General features: G+C 66.1%; 11 protein-coding genes. 6 read left to right on the top strand and 5 right to left on the bottom strand.

The annotated features are described in order from the left end of the window. Positions 1-69: 69 nt before the first annotated feature. Both QMO14_RS18645 and QMO14_RS18640 read right to left on the bottom strand, forming a co-directional pair. Positions 70-702, bottom strand: coding sequence for a response regulator transcription factor (locus tag QMO14_RS18645; protein ID WP_012747279.1), 633 nt, complete (start codon positions 700-702; stop codon positions 70-72). Beyond that, the gene (locus tag QMO14_RS18640) at positions 699-3,239 is read right to left on the bottom strand and encodes a PAS domain S-box protein (protein ID WP_301508927.1); all 2,541 of its coding nucleotides are present in this window, start codon (positions 3,237-3,239) and stop codon (positions 699-701) included. The genes QMO14_RS18645 and QMO14_RS18640 overlap by 4 nt, the downstream gene beginning before the upstream one ends. 197 nt (positions 3,240-3,436) lie before the next feature. Between QMO14_RS18640 and aceE the strand changes: the two genes are divergently transcribed. Genes aceE through lpdA form a run of 4 tightly spaced genes read left to right on the top strand, consistent with a single transcriptional unit; the run spans position 3,437 to position 10,292 of the window. Continuing rightward, positions 3,437-6,151 carry a pyruvate dehydrogenase (acetyl-transferring), homodimeric type gene (aceE, locus tag QMO14_RS18635; RefSeq protein ID WP_301508926.1) on the top strand — a complete coding sequence of 905 codons (2,715 nt, stop codon included), beginning with the start codon at positions 3,437-3,439 and terminating at the stop codon, positions 6,149-6,151. Positions 6,152-6,205: 54 nt separating this feature from the next. Further along, complete coding sequence (aceF, locus tag QMO14_RS18630; protein ID WP_301508925.1) at positions 6,206-7,879, top strand: dihydrolipoyllysine-residue acetyltransferase; 1,674 nt, start codon at positions 6,206-6,208, stop codon at positions 7,877-7,879. Next, entirely contained in the window at positions 7,876-8,469 is a 594-nt protein-coding gene (locus QMO14_RS18625; protein WP_301508923.1) for an MFS transporter, read from the top strand. The genes aceF and QMO14_RS18625 overlap by 4 nt, the downstream gene beginning before the upstream one ends. Continuing rightward, on the top strand, positions 8,466-10,292 hold the full coding sequence (gene lpdA, locus QMO14_RS18620) for a dihydrolipoyl dehydrogenase (RefSeq protein WP_301508922.1): 1,827 nt from the start codon (positions 8,466-8,468) through the stop codon (positions 10,290-10,292). The genes QMO14_RS18625 and lpdA overlap by 4 nt, the downstream gene beginning before the upstream one ends. A gap of 91 nt (positions 10,293-10,383) precedes the next feature. Here lpdA and QMO14_RS18615 read toward each other — a convergent pair whose 3' ends face one another. Next, on the bottom strand, positions 10,384-10,959 hold the full coding sequence (locus QMO14_RS18615; RefSeq protein ID WP_301508920.1) for a C40 family peptidase: 576 nt from the start codon (positions 10,957-10,959) through the stop codon (positions 10,384-10,386). A gap of 241 nt (positions 10,960-11,200) precedes the next feature. Between QMO14_RS18615 and QMO14_RS18610 the strand changes: the two genes are divergently transcribed. Continuing rightward, positions 11,201-12,331 carry a PQQ-dependent sugar dehydrogenase gene (locus QMO14_RS18610; protein WP_301508919.1) on the top strand — a complete coding sequence of 377 codons (1,131 nt, stop codon included), beginning with the start codon at positions 11,201-11,203 and terminating at the stop codon, positions 12,329-12,331. Positions 12,332-12,350: 19 nt separating this feature from the next. On the opposite strand, the gene QMO14_RS18605 is transcribed toward QMO14_RS18610, so the two are convergent. Together QMO14_RS18605 and QMO14_RS18600 are read right to left on the bottom strand one after the other, a co-directional pair. Continuing rightward, on the bottom strand, positions 12,351-13,151 hold the full coding sequence (locus tag QMO14_RS18605; RefSeq protein WP_301508918.1) for an alpha/beta fold hydrolase: 801 nt from the start codon (positions 13,149-13,151) through the stop codon (positions 12,351-12,353). A gap of 10 nt (positions 13,152-13,161) precedes the next feature. After that, positions 13,162-14,784 (bottom strand): 4-hydroxyphenylacetate 3-hydroxylase family protein, encoded by a 1,623-nt coding sequence (locus tag QMO14_RS18600; RefSeq protein WP_301508917.1) that lies wholly within the window; start codon positions 14,782-14,784, stop codon positions 13,162-13,164. A gap of 112 nt (positions 14,785-14,896) precedes the next feature. Between QMO14_RS18600 and QMO14_RS18595 the strand changes: the two genes are divergently transcribed. Continuing rightward, positions 14,897-15,568 (top strand): TetR/AcrR family transcriptional regulator, encoded by a 672-nt coding sequence (locus tag QMO14_RS18595; protein WP_301508916.1) that lies wholly within the window; start codon positions 14,897-14,899, stop codon positions 15,566-15,568. Positions 15,569-15,572 lie beyond the last annotated feature (4 nt).

The following is a 15,572-nucleotide window of genomic DNA, read 5'->3' as shown; positions in this document are numbered from 1 at the left end:
TTTCCAAGTAAAAACGCCCGCTTGCGCAGGCGTGGGGGTCATACGTCGCTATCGGGCGGATAGCTGTTTCTAGGCCTTGGCCGCTGGCGCCGCCTGCCCCAGCGCGATCTTGAGCAGATCGGCCACGGTATTGGCGTTGAGCTTTTCCATGATGTTGGCGCGGTGCGCCTCGACCGTCTTGATGCTGATGCCCAGGTCGTCGGCGATCTGCTTGTTCAGGCGGCCGGCGACGATGCGTTCGAGCACCTGTGCCTCGCGGCCCGTGAGCTTGGACAGCAGCGCGTCGCGGCTGGCCGATTGCTGGTGCTGCGTGAAGGCGCCGCGTGCGTGTTCGAGCATGCGCTCGACCAGCGTGACGAGTTCCTCGTCGTTGAAGGGCTTCTGGATGAAATCCATGGCGCCCTTCTTCATGCTGTCGACCGCCATCGGCACGTCGCCGTGGCCGGTGATGACCACGATCGGCAGCGGGGAGCGCCGTTCGATGAGCCGGTCCTGCAGTTCGAGGCCGGTCATGCCCGCCATGCGGATGTCGACGATCAGACAGGCGACTTCGCGCGGGTCGTATCGGGAGAGAAAGGATTCGGCGGAATCGAAACAGCGGACTCTGTAGTCCTTGCCCTCGAGCAGCCATTGCAGCGAATCGCGTACGGCTTCGTCGTCGTCGACGACATAGACCGTGCCCTTCTTCGGAATCAAACTCATGCAGGTACCTTTGCCTCGTCGCTAGCTACGGAACTGATAGCGTCCAACACCGGAATCCAGAAGGAAAAACGGCATCCGATCACATCCGGGCCATTGTAGATGTTCTCTGCCTGCATCCGGCCGCGGTGCGACTCGACGATGGTGCGGCACAAATTGAGCCCGATGCCCATGCCCTCGGGCTTGGTGGAGAAGAAGGCCTCGTAGAGCCGGTCCATCACCTCCGGGGCCAGGCCCTTGCCCGTGTCCTGCACCGAGAACTCGATGGCGTTGTGGCCCTCGATCACCTTGGGCAGCACGCGCAGCTCGACGCTGCGGCGCGCCAGGGGGCGGTCGGCCAGGTCGATGGATTCCGCGGCGTTCTTCAGCAGGTTGACCATCACCTGCTCGATGAGGATCGGGTCGACCCGCACCACCGGCAGCCGCGCCGCCACGTAGTGGTTCAGGCGCACGTTGCGCCGGCGCAGCTCGATGCCGGCAAGCTCGACCGCTTCGCTCACCATGGTGGCCACGTCGGCCGGCGTGCGGTTGGGTTCGCTGCGCTTCACGAAGGAGCGGATGCGCTGGATGATCTGGCCCGCACGCTGGGCCTGCTTCGAGGTTTTCTCGAGGGCGGCGAGCAGCGCCTCGGTGTCGATCGTCTGCCCCTTGATGCGCGACATCATCCCGTTGCAGTAGTTGGTGATGGCGGTCAGCGGCTGGTTGAGCTCGTGCGCCACGCTCGACGCCATTTCGCCCATGGTGATGAGGCGGCTGGCGGCCTGGGCCTTGTCGGCCTGCGCGGCGGCCTGCTCTTCGGCGTCGCGGCGTGGCGTGATGTCGGTGGCGATCACCAGCTGTGCGAGGCGGCCGTCCACCCAGGTCAGGTAGCGCGAGCGCACTTCGAGCCATTTGCCGAGGTGGGGCACGAAGATCTCGTTGTTGGCGGTCTGAGCGGCGGTGAGCGTGTCGATCGGCAGGCCTGCGTAGGGGTCGACGTCGTCCAGGCCCTCGTCGTGCGCGTTCGACGCCGGCACGCCCGCCTGCGCGACCATGCCGAGGTGGCCCACGGTGTCGGAGCCGAACCAGAGCCGGTACAGCTTGTTGGCGAACAGCAGTTCCTCGCTGCCGATGGGGGCCACCGACACGGCCGCGTCGAGTGCTTCCAGCACCGTGGTGAAGCGCTCGTAGGAGGCCGACAGCTGCTCGCGGATGCGCGTGGGCTCGGTGATGTCGGTCATCGACGTCATCCAGCCGGTCTGGTGGCCGCGCGCGTCGATCAGCGGCGACACGTAGAGGCGGGCGTTGAACACGCTGCCGTTCTTGCGCTTCACCCGGACCTGGAAGCCGCCGGGCAGGGCGCGGCCGTGCAGCTCTTCTTCGAGCCGCTCGTTCATCACCTCGCGGTCGGATTCGAGCCAGTAGGGGAAGGGCGGAGACTGGCCGACCAGCTCTTCCTCGCTCCAGCCGGTCATCGCGCAGAAGGCGGCGTTGACGTAGGTGATGCGGCCCTGCAGGTCGAGCACGCGCATGCCGGTGAGCATGGAGTTTTCCATCGCGCGGCGGAAGTTGGTCTCGGCCACCAGCCGCTGCTGCGCCTGCAGCCGCCGCCGCGTGTGGCGCCAGGTGCCGATCAGCATCCAGCTGGTAAGCACGCTGAGCGCGCAGACCAGCCAGAAAAGGCCGTTGCCGACCACGCCCTGCGAGGTGCGGTACGCCTGCGCCCGCAGCACCAGCGCATTGCCCACCGGCGACACCGGCACTTCATATTCGTTGGTCCGCTCGGTCCAGGGCAGCAGCCGCGTACCGTTTTCCTTCAGGTTGGCAGTGTTGCCGGCGATCACCTGCCCCTTGGCATCGAGCAGCGACACCGCATAGCGCGCCTGCACCTCGGAGGGCATGCCGTAGCGCAGCAGGCCGTCGACCGAGAACTCGCCCAGCACCACGCCCGCGAACAGGCCCTGGTCGAAGAGGGGGATGTGCAGCTGCAGCATGGCCGGTGGGTCGCCGCCCGCCACGGGCTGAGAGAACACCGGCTGGCGCAGTTCGCGGGCCAGCGCATAGTTGCTCTCGATGTCGCCGGGGCGCAGCACGTCGCCGATCAGGTGCTGCTGCGCCGGGTGCACGCTGGGGGCAGCGTAGCCGGCCTTGAAGCGGCGGCGGTCGTCGATCCAGGTGATGGTCTGCAGTTCGGGGAACTGGCTCACCAGCGACTCGGCGCGACTGGTGAATTCGATGGGGTCGATCTCGCGGTTGGAGGCGTCGCGCGCGATGCGCATCAGCTGCTCCTGCCGTTCCAGCAGCCGCAGGCGCATGCGCTGCTGTGCGTACTCGACGTCGCGGCGCACCGACTCCTGCTCGCGTTCGACTTCCTCGGTGCGCAGATACCAGAAGGCGGAAACGATGGCGGCAAGGAACAGCAGCACGGCCGCCATCGGCGCGAGCATGGCGACCGCGTCCTGCAGCACCGGTGTCTGGCGTCGCCACCACCTGCGCCACCAGGACAGCGGCGAGGCGTTCACGGCACTGCGGGCAACCGCCAGCGGAGAGGAGAGAGGCATGGGCGGATTCTAGGCTTGCCCCCTCGTGTTGCCATGCCTTGTGCGGGTCGCTGCCCGGGGCTGGATTGCCTCGATAATTTCATATTGAAAAATCAAAAAGCACTATTTGAAATTGCGATGTTTCTATGCGAAACTCCGCCGCGTTCGCAGCACAGCGCACTTAAATTACAGCCACAGCCCTAAAAGGAGACACAAGCATGTCGGCAAATCCCGAGAACCTGTTCGGCTCGGCCGCTAACGACGCGGACGCCCAGGAGACCCGTGAATGGATGGATGCACTGTCTTCCGTCATCCAGAGCGAGGGGCCTGAGCGGGCTCACTTCCTTCTCGAGCAGCTGCTCGAACATGCCCGCCAGAACACGGTCGACATGCCGTTCTCGGCCAACACCGGCTACGTCAACACCATCGAGCCCTCGCAGGAAGCCCGCAGCCCCGGCAACCTCGAGATCGAACAGCGCCTGCGCGCCTACATGCGCTGGAACGCGATGGCCATGGTGGTCAAGGCCAACCGGCACCACCCGGCCGAAGGCGGCGACCTGGGCGGCCACATCGGCTCCTTCGCCTCGCTGGCCAGCATGTTCGGCGCCGGCTTCAACCACTTCTGGCACGCCGAGAGCGAGAACCACGGCGGCGACCTGCTCTACATCCAGGGCCACGTCTCTCCCGGCATCTACGCCCGCGCCTACCTCGAAGGCCGCCTCTCCGAAGAGCAACTGCTGAACTTCCGCCAGGAAGTCGACGGCAAGGGCCTCTCAAGCTACCCCCACCCCAAGCTGATGCCGGAGTTCTGGCAGTTCCCGACCGTGTCGATGGGCCTGGGCCCGCTGATGGCGATCTACCAGGCGCGCTTCCTCAAGTACCTGCACGCACGCGGCATCGCCAACACCGAGAACCGCAAGGTCTGGGTCTTCTGCGGCGACGGTGAAATGGACGAAGTCGAATCGCTGGGCGCCATCGGCCTGGCGGCGCGCGAGAACCTCGACAACCTGATCTTCGTCATCAATTGCAACCTGCAGCGCCTGGATGGCCCGGTGCGAGGCAACGGCAAGATCATCCAGGAGCTCGAGGGCGAGTTCCGCGGCGCCAACTGGAACGTCGTCAAGCTGGTCTGGGGCAAGGGCTGGGACGCCCTGCTCGAGAAGGACCATGACGGCGCGCTGCGCAAGATCATGATGGAGTGCAACGACGGCGACTACCAGTCGTTCAAGGCCAACGACGGCGCCTACGTCCGCAAGAACTTCTTCGGCCGCGATCCGCGCACGCTGAAGATGGTCGAGCACATGACCGACGACGAGATCTGGAACCTCCAGCGCGGCGGCCACGATTCGCAGAAGGTGTACGCCGCCTTCCACGCCGCCCAGAACCACAAGGGCCAGCCGACCGTGCTGCTCGTGAAGACCGTCAAGGGCTTCGGCATGGGCAAGATCGGCGAAGGCAAGAACACGGTCCACCAGACCAAGAAGCTCGGCGACGAGGACATCAAGGCCTTCCGCGACCGCTTCAACATCCCGATTCCCGACAGCCAGATCGCCGAGCTGCCGTTCTACAAGCCGGCCGACGACACGCCGGAAATGCGCTACCTGCACGAGCGCCGCAAGGCCCTCGGCGGCTACCTGCCGCACCGCCGCGTCAAGGCCGACGAGAGCTTCACGGTGCCGTCGCTCGATACCTTCAAGGCAGTGATGGAGCCCACGGCCGAGGGCCGCGAGATCTCGACCACGCAAGCCTACGTGCGCTTCCTCACGCAGCTGCTGCGCGACAAGGCGCTGGGCCCGCGCGTCGTGCCCATCCTGGTGGACGAGGCCCGCACCTTCGGCATGGAAGGCCTGTTCCGCCAGATCGGCATCTACAACCCGCACGGTCAGCAGTACACCCCGGTCGATAAAGACCAGGTCATGTACTACAAGGAAGACAAGGCCGGCCAGATCCTGCAGGAAGGCATCAACGAAGCCGGCGGCATGTCGAGCTGGATCGCCGCCGCCACCTCGTACAGCACGAACAACCGCATCATGGTGCCGTTCTACGTGTACTACTCGATGTTCGGCTTCCAGCGCATCGGCGACCTGGCATGGGCTGCCGGCGACATGCAGGCGCGCGGCTTCCTGCTGGGCGGCACCTCGGGGCGCACCACGCTGAACGGCGAAGGCCTGCAGCACGAAGACGGCCACAGCCACATCCTGGCCAACACCATCCCGAACTGCGTGAGCTACGACCCGACCTTCGCTCATGAAGTCGGCGTGATCCTGCACCATGGCCTGAAGCGCATGGTCGAGAAGCAGGACAACGTCTACTACTACCTGACGCTGCTCAACGAGAACTACGCAATGCCCGGCCTCCAGCCCGGCACCGAAGAGCAGATCATCAAGGGCATGTACCTGTCGAAGCAGGGCCCCGCGCTGAAGGCCAAGGCACCCACGGTGCAACTGCTGGGCAGCGGCACGATCCTGCGCGAAAGCTTTGCTGCGCAAGAGCTGCTCGAAAAGGACTGGGGCGTGTCGGCTTCCGTGTGGAGCTGCCCGAGCTTCAACGAGCTGACCCGCGACGGCCAGGACGCCGACCGCTGGAACCTGCTGCACCCCGACCAGACCCCGCGCGTGCCCTTCGTGGCCGAGCAGCTCGCAGCATCGACCGGCCCGGTGGTCGCATCGACCGACTACATGAAGGCCTACGCCGAGCAGATCCGCCCCTTCATTCCGAAGGGCCGCAACTACAAGGTGCTGGGCACCGACGGCTTCGGCCGCAGCGACTTCCGCAACAAGCTGCGCGAGCACTTCGAGGTCAACCGCCACTACATCGTGGTGGCCGCGCTCAAGGTGCTGAGCGAAGATGGCACCGTGCCTGTGGCCAAGGTGGTGGAAGCGATCAAGAAGTACGGCATCAATGTCGACAAGGTCAACCCGCTCTACGCCTGAACCCCTGATCAACAACCAACGAACGAACGGCGCCTTACGGCGGGAGACAACGATATGGCAGCAGTGGAAGTGAAGGTGCCGGACATCGGCGATTTCGATGAAGTCGCGGTGATCGAGGTGCTCGTGAAGGTGGGCGACACGGTGAAGGCCGAGCAGTCGCTCATCACGGTCGAATCGGACAAGGCGTCGATGGAAATCCCGTCGTCGACCGCCGGTGTGGTCAAGGAACTGAAGGTCGAAGTCGGCAGCAAGGTCAAGGAAGGCTCGGTGGTGCTCGTGCTCGAAGCCGAGGGAGCGGGTGCCGCAGCAGCACCGGCGCCCGCCGCGGCTCCGGCTGCCGCCGCGCCTGCGCCGGCCGCTGCGGCCCCCGCACCGGCTGCTCCCGCGGCAGCCCCGGCGGCTTCGGGCCCGGTCGAGGTCAAGGTGCCGGACATCGGCGACTTCAAGGACGTCGCCGTCATCGAAGTGCTGGTGAAGGTGGGCGACACGATCAAGGCCGAACAGTCGCTGATCACGGTCGAATCGGACAAGGCATCGATGGAGATTCCGTCCTCGGCCGCCGGCGTGCTCAAGGAGCTCAAGGTCAAGGTCGGCGACACGGTCAACATCGGTGACCTGATCGCCGTGCTCGAAGGTGCGGCCGGTGCAGCCGCTCCGGCGCCCGCGCAGGCAGCAGCCGTGGCGGCTCCTGCAGCCGCCACGGCAAGCGCTCCCGCAGCGGTAGCCCCGGCGCCTGCGCTCGCGCCAGCTGCAGCAGCTCCGGCCCACAACCCGACGGTCGCCCCGAGCGGCAACCTGCCGCACGCGTCGCCCTCGGTGCGCAAGTTCGCCCGCGAACTCGGCGTGCCGCTCGAAGAGGTCAAGGGCTCCGGTCCCAAGGGCCGCATCACGCAGGAAGACATCCAGAGCTTCACCAAGGCCGTGATGAGCGGCCAGGCCAGCACCAAGGCCTCGGCGGCCAAGGCGCCGGCCGGTGGCGGCGCCGACGGCGCGGCGCTGGGTCTCATCCCGTGGCCCAAGGTCGACTTCACCAAGTTCGGCACGGTCGAGCGCAAGGACCTGTCGCGCATCAAGAAGCTCAGCGGCGCGAACCTGCACCGCAACTGGGTGATGATCCCGCACGTCACCAACAACGACGAGGCCGACATCACCGAGCTCGAAGCCTTCCGCGTCTCCACCAACAAGGAGAACGAGAAGTCGGGCGTGAAGGTCACGATGCTGGCCTTCGTCATCAAGGCGGTGGTCGCGGCGCTGAAGAAATTCCCCGAGTTCAACACCAGCCTGGATGGCGACCAGCTCGTCTACAAGCAGTACTACAACATCGGCTTCGCGGCGGACACGCCCAACGGCCTCGTGGTGCCGGTGCTGAAGGATGCCGACAAGAAGGGCATCCTGCAGATCAGCGCCGAGATGGGCGAGCTCGCCAAGAAGGCGCGCGACGGCAAGCTCGGCTCGGCCGACATGCAGGGCGGCTGCTTCTCGATCAGCTCGCTCGGCGGCATCGGCGGCACGCACTTCACGCCCATCATCAACGCTCCGGAAGTGGCCATCCTCGGCCTGTCGAAGAGCGCGATGAAGCCGGTGTGGGACGGCAAGCAGTTCGTGCCGCGCCTGACGCTGCCGATGTCGCTGTCCTATGACCACCGCGTGATCGACGGCGCCCTGGCTGCGCGTTTCAACGCCTACCTGGGCCAGGTGCTCGCGGACTATCGCCGTATCCTGCTATGACCACGGTTGTGGCCGTCCGCAAGGGCGGCCAGGTCACGATGGCAGCGGATTCTCTGGTGACCTTCGGCGACACGCGGCTTTCGCACCGCGCCGAGGCGAACCAGAAGATCTTCACCGTCGAGGACGCGGCGGGGCAGAGCCTGTTCGCGATGGCCGGCGCCGCCGCGCACTTCCTGGTGCTGCAGCATGCGCTGGCCGCGCAACCGCGCGAGCAGCTGATGTTCGGCAGCAAGCACGAGATCTTCCGCACCTTCACGATGCTGCATCCGGTGCTGAAGGACTCGTTCTTCATGCAGACCAAGGAAGACGACCACGAGCCCTACGAGTCGAGCCAGTTCACGATGCTGATGGCCAACCAGAGTGGCATCTATGGCATCTACAGCTACCGCGAGGTGTTCGAGTTCAAGGAGTTCTGGGCCATCGGCTCGGGACGCAGCTTCGCACTCGGCGCCATGCACGCGGCCTATGACATCAAGTCGCGCACCTCGCGCGATGTGGCGGAGGCGGGCATCGCCGCCGCCTGCGAATTCGATCGCAATTCGGCCCCACCGGTCGACGTTCTCACACTCAAACTGAAAGTGTCCAAATGAGCGAACAACAAATCAAGGTGCCCGACATCGGCGACTTCGACGAAGTGGCAGTGATCGAGGTGCTGGTCAACGTCGGAGACACGGTCAAGGCCGAGCAGTCGCTGATCACGGTCGAATCGGACAAGGCGTCGATGGAGATCCCCTCGTCCGCCGCCGGCGTGGTGAAGGCGCTCGCGGTGAAGGTGGGCGACAAGGTCAGCGAAGGCGCGGTGGTGCTGACGCTGGAAGTCGACGGTGCCGCGGCACCCGCGCCCGCTGCGGCTGCGCCTGCCCCGGCTGCTGCAGCACCCGCACCGAAGGCCGCCGCTCCCGCGCCGGCCCCCGCTGCGCCGGCCGTGGCCGTGTCCAGCTATGGCGGCAAGGTCGACGTCGAGTGCGACGTGATCGTTCTCGGCGCCGGCCCCGGCGGCTACTCGGCCGCCTTCCGCGCCGCCGACCTCGGCCTGAAGGTCGTGCTGATCGAGCGCTACGCCACCCTCGGCGGCGTGTGCCTGAATGTCGGCTGCATCCCGTCGAAGGCGCTGCTGCACGTGGCTTCCGTCATGGACGAGGTCAAGCACTTCGCCGACCTCGGCGTGAGCTTCGCCGCGCCCACGGTCGACCGCGCCAAGCTGCTCGGCCACAAGAACAAGGTGGTGGGCAAGCTCACCGGCGGCCTCACGGCCATGGCCAAGATGCGCAAGGTGACGGTGCTGCGCGGCGTCGGCAACTTCATCGACCCGTACCACATCGAGGTCGAGGAAACCTCCGGCACCAGCTGGGACACCACGGGCGGCAAGCAGACCGTCAAGTTCCGCAGCGCGATCATCGCGGCCGGCTCGCAGGCCGTGAGCCTGCCTTTCATGCCGAAGGACCCGCGCGTGGTCGACTCGACCGGCGCGCTGGAGATGGGCACCGATCCCAAGCGCATGCTGATCCTGGGCGGCGGCATCATCGGGCTCGAAATGGGCACGGTGTACTCGACCCTGGGCGCGCGCCTCGACGTGGTCGAAATGCTCGACGGCCTGATGCAGGGCGCCGACCGCGACCTGGTGAAGGTCTGGCAGAAGATGAACGCGCCGCGCTTCGACAACATCATGCTCAAGACCAAGACGGTCGGCGCCGAGGCCACGAAGGAGGGCATCAAGGTCACCTTCGAGGGCGAGAACGCCCCGAAGGAGCCGCAGGTGTACGACCTGGTGCTGCAGGCCGTGGGCCGCAGCCCCAACGGCAAGAAGATCAGCGCGGAGAAGGCCGGCGTGACGGTCAGCGACCGCGGCTTCATTCCGGTCGACATCCAGATGCGCACCAACGTGCCGCACATCTTCGCCATCGGCGACATCGTGGGCCAGCCCATGCTGGCGCACAAGGCGGTGCACGAGGCGCACGTGGCGGCCGAAGTCATCGCCGGCGAACTCAAGGGCGACAAGGAGCTTTCGAGCGCTGCCTTCAACGCCCGCGTGATTCCGAGCGTGGCCTACACCGACCCCGAAGTGGCTTGGGTCGGCCTGACGGAAGACCAGGCGAAGGCCGAAGGCATCAAGATCAAGAAGGGCCATTTCCCGTGGACTGCTTCGGGCCGCGCCATTGCCAACGGCCGTGACGAAGGCTTCACCAAGCTGCTGTTCGACGCCGAGACGCATCGCATCCTGGGCGGCGGCATCGTCGGCACGCATGCAGGCGATATGCTGGGCGAGATCGCGCTGGCCATCGAGATGGGCGCGGACGAGATCGACATCGGCAAGACCATCCATCCGCACCCGACGCTGGGCGAAAGCATCGGCATGGCGGCGGAAGTGGCGCACGGCACGTGTACCGATCTGCCGCCAGCGAAGAAAGGCTGACAAGACAGAACGGAAGGGCGCTGCTGATCGAGCGCCCATGAAAAATCCCGCCGAGGCGGGATTTTTTTCGTTCTGAATTCGGGGGGGAGGCTCAGTTGCCGGTGTTGGCGACAGCCGCGGCCTTCACTTCATCCGTCGGGCCGCCGAGCACGCGGCGGGCGCCGTCGAAGCGGCGTTGCCAGTAGCTGCCGTTCATGTCTTCGACGCGAACCTGGGCGCCGGAGCGGGGCGAGTGGATGAACTTGCCTTCGCCGACGTAGATGCCGACATGGCTGAAGGCGCGGCGCATGGTGTTGAAGAACACGAGGTCGCCGGGCTTGAGCTGGCTGGCGTCGATCTTCTCGGTGGCGGCGGCCTGCTCTTCGGCGCGGCGCGGGAGCATGTGGCCGACTGTCTGGTTGTACATGGCGCGGACGAAGCCGCTGCAGTCGAAACCCGATTCGGCGGTGTTGCCGCCACGGCGGTAGGGGACGCCCAGAAATCCGATGGCGGTGACGACCAGGTCGGAAGTGCGTTCGGTGACGGTTTGGCGAACCTGCTTGAGTTGTCCGATCAGGCCTTTGTCGGCAAGCATTCGTGCCAGCTCGTCATCGGTTTTTTCCTGTTGGGGGGCTGCATGTACTGCAACGGCAAAGAGGAGGGATGCGGGTAGGACGAAAAAACGCATGGCGCGTAGGATATTGATGACGCGCGGTTATGTCAATTTAAACAGAATTAGCGGATCCCTCTGTAAGTCATTGATTTACATGAGAAATTTCGATTCGGCCAAAGAAAAAATGTAACGGCGAACGTTTATGGTCCATAAACGGTTGACGGTCGAAAGGCCTTCAGACCTCGGGTGGATCGAGGTTCATGCTGGATTCGGTCGCTATTTCTCGCCAAGATGACTCCAACGTCAGAGAAAAAACATGAATTTGCCGCGCCTGCCTCTTTTGACATCCCTTGGCCGCTGGACATTTGTCACAGTAATCGGTTTCTACGGCCTCGCCGCCGCGCAGACGAAGCCGGAAACCGTGGCGACGGGGCTCGAAAACCCGTGGGGCGTCACCTTCCTTCCGGGTGGCCGTTTCGTGGTGACGGAGCGGCCCGGCCGCCTCCGGCTGGTCGGCTCCGACGGGAAGATCGGCGCGCCCATCGCGGGTTTGCCGCTCATCGCAGCGGGCGGTCAGGGCGGCCTGCTCGACGTGCTGGCCGACTCCGGCTTCGAGAAGAACCGCACGCTGTATTTCTGCTTCTCCGAACCCGATGCCGGCGGCTCGGCCAACAGCACCGCGCTGGCGCGCGCCAACCTGTCGGCCGACGGCACGAAGCTCGAGGAGCTGAAGATCATTTTCAGCCAGCAGCCCAAGGTGGCGAGCCGCAATCACTTCGGCTGCCGCATCGTCGAGGCCCGCGACGGCATGCTGTTCCTCACGCTGGGCGACCGCTTCAGCCGCAAGGAAGACGCACAGAAGCTCGACAACCATCTGGGCAAGATCGTGCGCATCGGCAAGGACGGCACGGTGCCCAGGGACAACCCCTTCGTCGGCAAGGCCGGCGCGCTGCCCGAGATATGGAGCTACGGCCACCGCAACGGGCAGGGCGCCACGCTTGCGCCCGACGGCCGCCTCTGGATGACCGAGCATGGCCCGCAGGGCGGCGACGAAATCAACATTCCGCAGGCCGGCCGCAACTACGGCTGGCCGGTGATCACCTACGGCGAGAACTACGGCGGCGGAAAGATCGGCGACGGCATCACGGCCAAGGAGAGCATGGAACAGCCGCTGCACTACTGGGTGCCGTCGATCGCGCCGTCGGGCATGGCCTTCCTGACCAGCGACCGCTACGGCGCGGCCTGGAAGGGCAGCCTGTTCGTGGGCTCGCTCAAGTTCGGCTATCTGGATCGCATCGAGCTCAAGGGCGGCAAGGTGGTCGCCGAGCACAAGCTGTTGGCCGAGGGCCGCGCCCGGATCCGCGACGTGAAGCAGGGGCCGGACGGATTGCTCTACGTGCTGACCGACGAAGCCGACGGCAAGCTGCTGCGCCTGCGGCCGAACTGAGCCGGCCCGGTGCCGGCTTTCAGCCGGGGCAGCCCGGCAGCGGCAATGTCGGCAACATCCGGCGCCAGAGCCGGGTCCACTCTGGCCAGTCGTGGCCGCCTTCGGTCGTGAAGACGCGCTCCGGCGGCAGCACGCCCGCGAGCAGGCGGTGGCTGAATGCGAAACGGTCGTCCAGTCCGTAGCCCAGGTAGAGCGGTGGCCGTGCGCCCGCGGTGTTCGTGAAGCCCGCGTAGCCGCGCAGCCATTGCCAGAGCTGCGTTTCGTCGGGTGTTCGCGGAGCCGCGGCGGCCGGGTCGACCAGCGGCCCCTTCCACTTGACGAGACCACCGGCATTGGCGATGTCGGTGGAGAGCGTGCGTTCGCCGAGGTAGGGCGCGAGAGTCACCAGCCCCGCGAGGTCGCCGGGGTGCGTCTGCGCATAGAGCATTCCGCCGAAGCCGCCGAGGGAAATGCCGACGAACCAGATGTGGCGGTAGCCCTGGCTGCGCGCGGGCGCCACCACGTCGGCACCGAGGCGGTCGAGGATGCTCTTGTCGTTGAAGTAGCCGAGGTGGGAGTCGACCAGCATCACGTCCGCCGCGATGCGGTTCTCGCTGACCGCGCGCACGAAGCCCTCGCGCTCGAATTCGTCGGGTGTCGAATAGGCGCCCGGCAGCATGACCAGCAGCGTGTCGACATTGCCGCGCGCGCAACTGCTCTTTTCGAGCGAGGTCGCCATCGGCACCGTGGCCTTGCGCACGCCGCCGCAGGCCGTGGCGAGGAGGGCGGCGCCGATGCCCAGGGCGGCGAGGCAAAACCGTTTCGAGAAGAGCTTCTTCATCCGCCGGAGTCTAGGCGCGCCGCGAGACGGGCAGGTCGACCATCGCGGCCTGGCCCGGCGTGGTGCATCCGGTGTCGCAGCACTTGCCGGGCTGGCGATTGCGGGTGATGGCGCGGGCCGGGTCGTGCGGCGCGGCGGCGGGCGAGCCGTCGGCCGCGATGCCGCGTTCGAGGATGCGCTCCACCAGCTCGACCTTGGAGCCGACCGGGTAGTTGCGCCAGATCTCCTGCTTCATCGCAGCGGGCGAGCCGCCGCCGTGCAGGCTGATCACGCTGTACCAACCGCCCTGGTAGCCGGCCGTCAGGTCCTCGATGAAACGGGCCGTCTCGATGCGCTGCTCGTAGGGAATGGACGGGTTGGCGCGCAGCACGTCGGACAGTCGGGCGGCGGTCTCGGGGTTGTGGTCTTCGTCGGGGCCGGGCAGGGTGACGATCAGGCCGCCGCTCACGTAGTGCGCGATGCGGTGCATGTCGTAGATCTTCGTGGCCAGCAGCAGCTTGCCGATGTTGCTGAACACCGGGTCGGGCATGAAAACCTCGCAATGCTCGTCGGCCTTGCCGTAGACGCTGGCCGCCACGCCGCAGGCGAAGAAGCTCTCGGTGATGGTGATGAGCTCCACCATCTGCTCGCGCAGGTGGCTTTCCCTGCCCGGGTCGAATCCGTTGGCCTCGCACATCAGCGCGCCCGCGCCGATCAGCAGGTCGCCGAAGCCGGCGCGGGCGCCAATGCAGCTGTGGCGGTGGTGCGTGGCGTAGCTGTAGGTCAGGTGGCCGGAGTGCTCCCACTCGCCCGCATAGAACACGCGCTCCCATGGCACGAAGACCCGGTCGAACATGCACACGCCGGTGCTCTGGCCGTACTTGCGGCTGAAGAGGGCATCGCCGTGCTCCAGCTTCTCGCCGGGCCGGCCCGCCGGTCGCGCGACGATGGTGAGGCCGGGCGCGTCCAGCGGCACGGCGCAGCAGACGGCGAAATCGGCATCCTCCTTGCCCATGTTGCGGCAAGGCATGACCAGCAGCTCGTGCACGTACGGTGCGCCGGTCACGATGGCCTTGGTGCCCGAGATGACGATGCCGCGCGCGTTGCGCTCCACCACGTGCAGGTAGCTGTCGACGTTCGCCTGCTCGTGTGGGCGGCGGCTGCGGTCGCCCTTGGCGTCGGTCATGGCCACGCCGAGCGTCAGGTCCTGGTCCTGTACGCGATGCAGGTACTCGTGGAAGCGGGAGGTGTGCTCGGTGCTGCCGCGGGCGTCGTCGATGCGGGCCGACACCTGGGCGATGGCGTTGAGCGCATCGTGCGTCAGGTAGCGCTGGGCGCAGCCGGTCTCCTGGCAGACCAGCCGCACGGCTTCGAGCTTGTTGAGCAGGTCGCCCGCGCTGGTGTTGATGTGGGAGAGCCTGTTGACCCGCTTGCCGCTGGTGTGCTGCACGGCGGTCATCAGCGGCGCGTGTTCTGTCTTGAGCGCGTAGTCGTAGGTGAGGGCGATGGCATTGATGCCTGGCTGGAAGGCGGCTTCGTCGGCCACGCTGTCGACGCGGCGGCCGTCGACGAACACGGTGGGCTTGTAGCGGCGCAGCGATTCGCGGTAGTCGGTGCCGGACATGAGGGCGGTGCCGGAGAGCGGGGCGTTCATCGTGTCTGTCTCCTGATTGGGTGGGTTTTGCCTGAATTTAAACACTGTTCAATTTTTCAATCAACGATCAGAAAATTGAGATGGCGATCAATCGAGGGCTATAGTCCCGCCCATGGAAGCCAAGATCCAGCGCCGCCAGGCGCTCAGCGATGCCCGCCGCACGCTCGTGCTCGATGCCGCCCGCGCGGTCTTTCTCGAAGCCGGCATCGAAGGGGCGAGCGTCCGGGAAATCGCCAGGAAGGCCGGCTACACGCCGGGCGCCATCTATTCGTATTTCGAGAGCAAGGAGGCCATCTACGCAGCCTTGCTCGACGAATCGATCCAGCGGCTGCAGGCCGCCGTGGCCGACGCCCCGGTGTCACAGGACGGCCCCGGCCAGGCGCTCGCCGCGAGGGCCCAGGCCTGGTTCGACTTCTACGCCGCGAATCCGCGCGAGCTCGACCTGGGCTTCTATCTGGTGCAGGGCATGCGCCCGCGCGGCCTGACCAGCGAGCTCGACCATGAGCTGAACGACCATCTCTACCAGGCCCTGCGCCCCTGCGAAGAGGCGCTGCAGGAAATGGGGCTCGATGCCGACGCCGCCCTGCGCGAGAACACCGCGCTCTTCGCGCACGGCGTGGGCCTGTTGCTGATGCAGCATACGGGGCGCATCCGCATGTTCAGGCAGTCGGCCGACGCGCTGTTCAAGGCCTATGTGGCACAGCTCGTGGCGCGTGTTGCCGGCGGCGTGCGCCAACCCGGTCTTTTCGGTGGTACGGTTCAGCCCGATTCAACCGATTCCTGAAAAG

It is taken from the genome of Variovorax sp. CAN15 (assembly GCF_030462475.1).
Taxonomy (GTDB): domain Bacteria; phylum Pseudomonadota; class Gammaproteobacteria; order Burkholderiales; family Burkholderiaceae_C; genus Variovorax.
The sequence above is the reverse complement of the archived record's forward strand: the minus strand, read 5'-3'. Positions and strand labels throughout refer to the sequence as shown.

Bases quoted from the DNA above. Each gene is read 5' to 3' on its own strand.
- QMO14_RS18645 (WP_012747279.1), bottom strand. From the start codon at position 702: ATGAGTTTGATTCCGAAGAAGGGCACGGTCTATGTCGTCGACGACGAC.
- QMO14_RS18640 (WP_301508927.1), bottom strand. From the start codon at position 3,239: ATGCCTCTCTCCTCTCCGCTGGCGGTTGCCCGCAGTGCCGTGAACGCC.
- aceE (WP_301508926.1), top strand. From the start codon at position 3,437: ATGTCGGCAAATCCCGAGAACCTGTTCGGCTCGGCCGCTAACGACGCG.
- aceF (WP_301508925.1), top strand. From the start codon at position 6,206: ATGGCAGCAGTGGAAGTGAAGGTGCCGGACATCGGCGATTTCGATGAA.
- QMO14_RS18625 (WP_301508923.1), top strand. From the start codon at position 7,876: ATGACCACGGTTGTGGCCGTCCGCAAGGGCGGCCAGGTCACGATGGCA.
- lpdA (WP_301508922.1), top strand. From the start codon at position 8,466: ATGAGCGAACAACAAATCAAGGTGCCCGACATCGGCGACTTCGACGAA.
- QMO14_RS18615 (WP_301508920.1), bottom strand. From the start codon at position 10,959: ATGCGTTTTTTCGTCCTACCCGCATCCCTCCTCTTTGCCGTTGCAGTA.
- QMO14_RS18610 (WP_301508919.1), top strand. From the start codon at position 11,201: ATGAATTTGCCGCGCCTGCCTCTTTTGACATCCCTTGGCCGCTGGACA.
- QMO14_RS18605 (WP_301508918.1), bottom strand. From the start codon at position 13,151: ATGAAGAAGCTCTTCTCGAAACGGTTTTGCCTCGCCGCCCTGGGCATC.
- QMO14_RS18600 (WP_301508917.1), bottom strand. From the start codon at position 14,784: ATGAACGCCCCGCTCTCCGGCACCGCCCTCATGTCCGGCACCGACTAC.
- QMO14_RS18595 (WP_301508916.1), top strand. From the start codon at position 14,897: ATGGAAGCCAAGATCCAGCGCCGCCAGGCGCTCAGCGATGCCCGCCGC.